The organism is Clostridium brassicae (genome assembly GCF_026738875.1).
Classification (GTDB): Bacteria; Bacillota; Clostridia; order Clostridiales; family Clostridiaceae; genus Clostridium_H; species Clostridium_H brassicae.
In genome coordinates, this window is sequence record NZ_JAPQFJ010000031.1 from 20,275 (window position 1) to 27,197 (window position 6,923).

At 29.4% G+C, this 6,923-nt stretch carries 6 protein-coding genes; 4 read left to right on the forward strand and 2 right to left on the reverse strand.

Annotation, left to right across the window (positions count from 1 at the left end; genetic code table 11):
* The first annotated feature begins 76 nt into the window (after window positions 1-76).
* From OW729_RS18120 to OW729_RS18130, 3 genes are all read left to right on the forward strand, one after another.
* Entirely contained in the window at window positions 77-1,039 is a 963-nt protein-coding gene (locus OW729_RS18120) for a P1 family peptidase (RefSeq protein WP_268062953.1), read from the forward strand.
* A 320-nt stretch (window positions 1,040-1,359) separates the two neighbouring features.
* Window positions 1,360-2,673, forward strand: coding sequence for a sodium-dependent transporter (locus OW729_RS18125; RefSeq protein ID WP_268062954.1), 1,314 nt, complete (start codon window positions 1,360-1,362; stop codon window positions 2,671-2,673).
* Between the two features lie 365 nt (window positions 2,674-3,038).
* Window positions 3,039-3,587 (forward strand): NADH peroxidase, encoded by a 549-nt coding sequence (locus OW729_RS18130; RefSeq protein WP_268062955.1) that lies wholly within the window; start codon window positions 3,039-3,041, stop codon window positions 3,585-3,587.
* 122 nt (window positions 3,588-3,709) lie between these two features.
* Here OW729_RS18130 and OW729_RS18135 read toward each other — a convergent pair whose 3' ends face one another.
* Together OW729_RS18135 and OW729_RS18140 are read right to left on the reverse strand one after the other, a co-directional pair.
* Window positions 3,710-4,060, reverse strand: coding sequence for a hypothetical protein (locus OW729_RS18135; RefSeq protein ID WP_268062956.1), 351 nt, complete (start codon window positions 4,058-4,060; stop codon window positions 3,710-3,712).
* A 43-nt stretch (window positions 4,061-4,103) separates the two neighbouring features.
* Window positions 4,104-5,471 carry a PLP-dependent cysteine synthase family protein gene (locus OW729_RS18140; RefSeq protein ID WP_268062957.1) on the reverse strand — a complete coding sequence of 456 codons (1,368 nt, stop codon included), beginning with the start codon at window positions 5,469-5,471 and terminating at the stop codon, window positions 4,104-4,106.
* A 379-nt stretch (window positions 5,472-5,850) separates the two neighbouring features.
* Between OW729_RS18140 and nadE the strand changes: the two genes are divergently transcribed.
* On the forward strand, window positions 5,851-6,690 hold the full coding sequence (nadE, locus tag OW729_RS18145) for an NAD(+) synthase (RefSeq protein WP_268062958.1): 840 nt from the start codon (window positions 5,851-5,853) through the stop codon (window positions 6,688-6,690).
* Window positions 6,691-6,923 lie beyond the last annotated feature (233 nt).

The following is a 6,923-nucleotide window of genomic DNA, read 5'->3' on the forward strand; positions in this document are numbered from 1 at the left end:
TTTCAGGCTATGTTTTAAAATAAGGTTGTTTTATAATAATTTAAAACATGGTTAATTATAAATAGGGGTGAGAAACTTGGAAAGTGTAAAATTTACAGATATAAAAGGAATTAAGGTAGGACATGAGCAAAATTTAGAGGCGGCAACTGGATGCACAGTAGTTATATGCGAGGAAGGTGCAACGGCAGGAGTAGATGTAAGAGGTGGGGCACCAGGCACTAGAGAAACTGATTTATTAAATCCTGTAAATATGGTAGATAAGGTACATGGAATTTTACTTACAGGGGGAAGTGCTTTTGGATTAGATGCTGCTGCTGGTGTTATGAAATATTTAGAAGAAAAAAGAGTAGGATTTGATGTTGGGGTTACAAAGGTTCCTATAGTCTGCGGTGCAGCCTTATTTGACTTAATAATTGGAGATTATAAAATAAGACCGGATAAAGAGATGGGATATAAAGCGTGTATTAATGCGAACAATTTAGAACTACTTGAAGGAAATATAGGGGCAGGCGCAGGAGCTACAGTAGGTAAGGTATTAGGAACTGAGTTTTCAATGAAGGGAGGACTTGGAACATTTGCATTAAAAGCTGGAGAGCTGATAGTTGGAGCTATAGTAGCAGTTAATTGTCTTGGGGATGTTATTGATCCTGAAAGTGGTAAAGTAGTTGCAGGAGTATTAAATGAACAAAAAACAGGATTTAGAAATACAGAAAATATTATGATAGCTAAATATGATGATAAGAGAAATTTGTTTAATGGAAACACAACTATTGGGATTATATGCACTAATGCTAAATTAACAAAAGCAGGAGCAAACAAAGTAGCGTCCATGGCTCATAATGGATTTGGAAGAACTATATTTCCTGCTCATTCTATGTATGATGGAGATACTATTTTTGCATTGGCTACAGGTGAAGTAGAAGCGGATGTTAATGTAGTAGGACTTTTAGCTGCAAGAGTTATGGAAAAAGCTGTAGTAAGAGCAGTAAAGAATACGAATAGTATTTGTGGTTATAAATGTTATAGAGACTTAAAATAAAGGGTTGTTGGTATTGCGAAAACTTAAAACAACTTGCAATATTTATTATATTGTGTTATTATATAAAAAATCAATTTTTAGGAGAATTTAAGATGAAACATACACTTTACATAAATAATAAATCAGAAAAATTCTTTAATAACCATTTTAGATTGGGTTTGTATATGTGATATAAATTAGTCATAGATACAAGCCCTATGAAGCATTCATTTTTATAGGGTTTGTATCTATGATGGTTATTATATAATAATATATTAAGCTGCATAGATATTTTAATTGATATCTATGCAGCTTTTTTTATTCTAAGGGGGTAACAGAAAATGAAACAAAGAGAAAAATTCACAGGAAAATTAGGATTTATACTGTCGTGCATTGGATCGGCAGTAGGCTTAGGGAACATATGGATGTTCTCATGGAGGCTTGGTCAATATGGGGGAGCGGCATTCCTTATTCCTTATTCTATATTTGTAGTTATTTTAGGAATAACAGGATTAATGGGAGAGTTTGCTCTTGGAAGAAATCGAGGGAAAGGATCTTATGGAGGAATTACAGAAATTTTTCGTGAAAAAAAATTACCTTTAGGATCCTTTATAGCAAGTATACCAACAATAGCACTTACAGGAATTTTTATTTTTTATACTATAGTAGTGGGTTGGATAATGAGATACTTTTTTTCAGCTTCTTTAGGAACATTTAATAAAGTAGATATACCTTCATACTTTGCAAATTTTGCTGGTGCATCTTCTAGTATATCATGGCATGCAATAGCTATGTTAGTTACTGCATGGATTGTAGTTTTAGGAGTAACTAAGGGAATAGAAAAAATGAATAAAATTATGATGCCAGCGCTTTTTATTATATTTACACTTTTAATGATAAAATCTTTAAGTCTTCCAGGTGCTATGGAAGGAGTTAGGTATTTGTTAGTACCTAAATGGCATTATCTTAAAGATCCTATTACTTGGGTTATGGCGTTAGGTCAAGCATTTTTTACAGTATCTTTAACAGGATGTGCTTTAGTTGTTTATGGGAGTTATTTAGGTGATGATGTAGATATACCTAGTGCTGCAATTAAAACGGTTATATTTGATAGCATATCAGCATTACTTGCAGCGTTTATAATAATTCCAGCAGCTTTCGCATTTAAATTAGATCCAGCAGCTGGACCAGCATTATTATTTATTACTGTTCCTTCTATTTTTAAAATGATGCCAGGTGGGCAGATATTTGGAGGATTATTTTTCTTAAGTGTGCTATTTGCAGCTATATCTTCTGCAATAAATATGTTAGAGGGTCCTGCAGAAGCTCTAATGTACAGATTTAAATGTACAAGAAAAAAAGCTGTAATAATAGTTTCAATAATAGCTTTTATCTGTGGAATACCTTTAGATTTAAGTATGAATAGATTTGGTACTTTTTCAGATTTTATAACTATTTTTCTTTCACCATTAGGGGCGATTTTAGCAGCTATAACATTTTTCTGGGTTTATGGAACAGATAATGCTAGAGCAGAAATAAATAAAGGAGCTATAAAACCTATTGGAAAATGGTTTAATCCTATAGCTAAGTATGTTTTTGTAATAGTAGCTATAATAGTTGTAATTCTTGGAGTAGTTTATGGTGGAATAGGGTGATTAGTATACTATAGATTTAAAAATATATTTAGAAGTTTTTTATTTGAAATAAGTGTGAAAATGGTTGCAAATATAGTGTAATATAAATAAGCTTTCGTAATATTTCTAATATATAAATATACGAAAGCTTTTAAATTTTAATGAGTTATACTGGAAAAGAAAGATATTAAAAGAAATAAATATTAAATGAAAGAAATCATAAGATAAATTAGTGAAATGGCTGAAAATGGATAAAATAAAAATTGATTAAATAAGAAAATTGATATACTATATAAACATAGTAAATAATAATTATTACTTAGTATTAATTATTGAATGAAAGATTAAATTTATAATATATAATTTATTATTAGGAGGAATTTAATATGAAGAAATTTGTTTGTTCAGTATGTGGATATGTTCATGAAGGAAATGAGGCTCCAGAATCTTGCCCATTATGTAAAGCACCAAAGGAAAAATTTGTAGAGAAGAAAGAAAATGGAGATTTACAATGGGCAGATGAACATAGAATAGGAATAGGTAAAGATGTAGATCCAGAAGTATTACAAGGATTAAGAGAAAATTTTGCTGGAGAATGTACAGAAGTAGGAATGTACCTAGCTATGAGTAGACAAGCGGATAGAGAAGGATTCCCTGAAGTTGCAGAAGCTTATAAGAGAATAGCTTGGGAAGAAGCAGAACATGCAGCTAAATTTGCAGAACTTTTAGGAGAAGTTGTTACAGATAGTACTAAGAAGAATTTAGAATTAAGAGTGGATGCAGAACATGGTGCCTGTCAAGGAAAGAAAGATTTAGCTACACTTGCCAAGAAATTAAACTATGATGCTATCCATGATACAGTACATGAGATGTGCAAAGATGAAGCTAGACACGGTTCAGCTTTCAGAGGATTATTAAAGAGATACTTTGGATAAAAGTTAATAATAAAAAGAATTCTAGTAAAGGAGATATTTGCTAGGATTCTTTTTATTTGCATATAAGTTATCTCATATTTTATTTATAAATTTATGAGGTAGCTTATAGTTATTTAAAAAATTTAAATTGTAATTGTATAACTTAACATTATTATAATAAAACCGCTAATAGACATAAAAGCCATAAAGTTTAAGGATGAGTCTTTTAGTCTAAAGTCCTCCTTGGTATCCTCAAAAGAACTGCTATCTTTAGAACTTCTAGATTGAATATACTTAAAATTTCCTATAGATGATGCGCTTCCTATGCTACTTAAAACACCTATAAGCATATATCCAAGCCCTGTAAACATTAAAGTATTATTAAAATTATAATGTTTAAAAGAACTTATTATAAAACATATTAAAATTGTTATTAATATTAAAAGAGCCATTTTTAGAAGAATTTTTAGTAGATTTTGAAAAAAGATTTTCATTAGTTTACCACCTAAGTTTTACATTATATTTTAATATATTATATCATATTTTTATTCTTGTCTTTTTTATTTTTTCATCATAATATTTAATCTTTGAATACTCATTATCCCAGAAACTCATATCTTTCATGGAATCTAAAAATTCCTTACAATGGCCGAATTGTATCCAATCTTTTTCTTTTAATTTGAATAAGGTTTCTTTTGATTCAGCTTTTTTAAAATTATAAATTTCACTCATATCTTGATTAAGAAAAATATTTTCCACCCAATTATTTTTCAAAGAATTGCTTTGAAGATTCAATTCATTATTTAATTTTTCAATTACAGAACCGTATCTGTCAAAACCATCTGTTGCAATAGTTACGACATTGTCTTTGGGTCCTAAATTTAAATATTTGGCCATTTTAATAGAGGAAAGTATATTACATATTCCAGAAGGGCCAAAAAGATTCTTAGCATAATTTATAAAGGAAGGATTTATCCCAAATGATTTTAATTTTTCGCCCCAATCATGAAAACCTTTTATACCTAACAAACAATCTTGATCTTTAATACATACTACATAGTCAGTAGTTAGGACATTGTGTATCAAAGTACACATTTTATCGCCTATACCTTCAATTCTATGAGTTCCTCTACGTCCATTTGCTAAAGTTGAACATTCATAGGGTTCTACAGCAGCAACTATACAATTATTAAATAGTTTTTTAATTTCATCTCCTGCAGCTATTGTTCCACCTGAACCTGGTGCAGAGCAGAAACATGATATCTTGCCATTGCCAACATTTTTAACGGCTTCAATAGCAGAATTACCAGTTACATATCTATGAAATCTATAATTGGAGAAAAGCTCAAATTGAGCTAAAACTCTATAGGTTGGATTATTCCTAGCAAGCTCGTAGGTTTTTTGTAAAGTTAGTATAAGATCAGATTCATTACTTGGAGTCAAGAAAAGTTTACCACCATATTTTTTTATTATTTCATGTCTTTCTCTACTCATATTTTTTGGCATAACAACGATAGAATCATAGCCCATAAGTTTACATATATATGCAGCACCTATCCCAAAATTTCCAGTAGAAGGTGCTAGAATACTGTTTTCACCTGGAATCATATTATTATCAATATATCCTTCAATTAATGTTGAATAGGCAGGGCCAACTTTATGAGAGCCTGATGGAAAATAACTTCCGAGCAAAACGATTATGTTTGCATCAACTCCAGTAAGTTCTTTTGGAAGCACAAGTTTTCTAACGCTCCCTTTTTCATCTTTCCAAGTAATATTTAATAAGTTTATAGGATCTAATTCGTTTTTATTTTGAGAATATAATGCTTTTTTTCTAAGAGTAGAATCAATTTTATTTGGATAAAGCATCTCCTCGTAAGTTGGGTAATAAGCATTCATTTTCATATAAATCCCCCTTATATTTTAATATAGAGGTTGTTCAATAGTTCATTACATAAAATACATATAAATTTTACTTATAATTATGAATTACCAAACAACAGATTTTTATATTTTTGTTTATACTAGTGTATTCTTTTAAAGTTACTTATGTTCAATAGAGCACTTTAAAAGACTTAAGTACATATAAATATATTATAGTATATTGAATCGTAAATACCGATATATTACATAAAAACCATTATAATTTATTTACATATAAATTATAAATTTATTTAATAATATTAATACTTTCATAATAGATAGGCATTTAAAGAGTGACTATATGAATTTATATGAATATAATGTTTATTAATTGTAGCTCTATTTTTAAGGAGATGCGTTTATGGAAGAAAGGATAATACAGTTTATAAAAAATATAGTTAATCAACATGGATATAAAGGTGTTATTATTGGAATAAGTGGTGGAATAGATTCGGCTGTAGTAGCTGCTCTTTGTGTAAAAGCACTGGGAAAAGATAAGGTGTATGGCATACTTCTTCCAGAAAGAGATTCTGCAGGGGATACAGTAAGTGATGCTAAATTAGTTTGTAAAACTTTAGGCATTAAATATAACATAATCTCTATCAGTCCCGTTTTAAAAGATATGGGGATTTATTCTATGGAACATAATTTTTATTTCATTCCTAGAAAAATTAAGCAAATGGTTGTTATGCGTAAATGGAAAGCTTTAAGCAAAACAGATGCTTACTTAGAAGATCTATATAATAAAGGAAGTGGTGAATTTTTAAGAGGAATTTCTTATTATAGAGTTAAGCATAGAATTAGAATGTGCTATTTATATATGGAAGGGGAAAAAAGAGGATATGCAGTTATGGGAACTACAAATAAAACTGAATATCTTACAGGATTTTATGTTAAATGGGGAGATGATGCTGTAGACATAGAACCATTACTACATTTATATAAAAGTCAGGTTTTTCAGCTAGCTAAGAAAATGAATATTCCAGAAAAAATAATTTCCAAACCTCCTTCGCCAGATTTAATACCAGGAATTACTGACGAATATGCTCTAGGTATAAGCTATGAGGAGCTTGATCGAATACTTGAGAAAATAGAAAACAGAAGAAGTTTATTAGGAGAAGATAGGGATAAAATTAAGAGGGTAAAAGATTTAATGAGTGCAGCTAAAAATAGAAATATAAGAATGCTAAGTATTAAGTGATTTTAATGCTGAGATAGAATTTTCTTATTATGTAAGTGGTTTTATCTCAGCAGTATATAAGTGAAATTACTGTATAATAATAATTTTTTATAGTATTATGTAATATTTTTAATTACCTAAGTTTTGTACAAACAAAACTTTATTAGTTTCCATATTATAGTTTCCAAAAAATAAATAGTGGATAATACCAAGCCTTGAAGTATAATTTTCTTGCTACAGAAAAATTAAGAAAG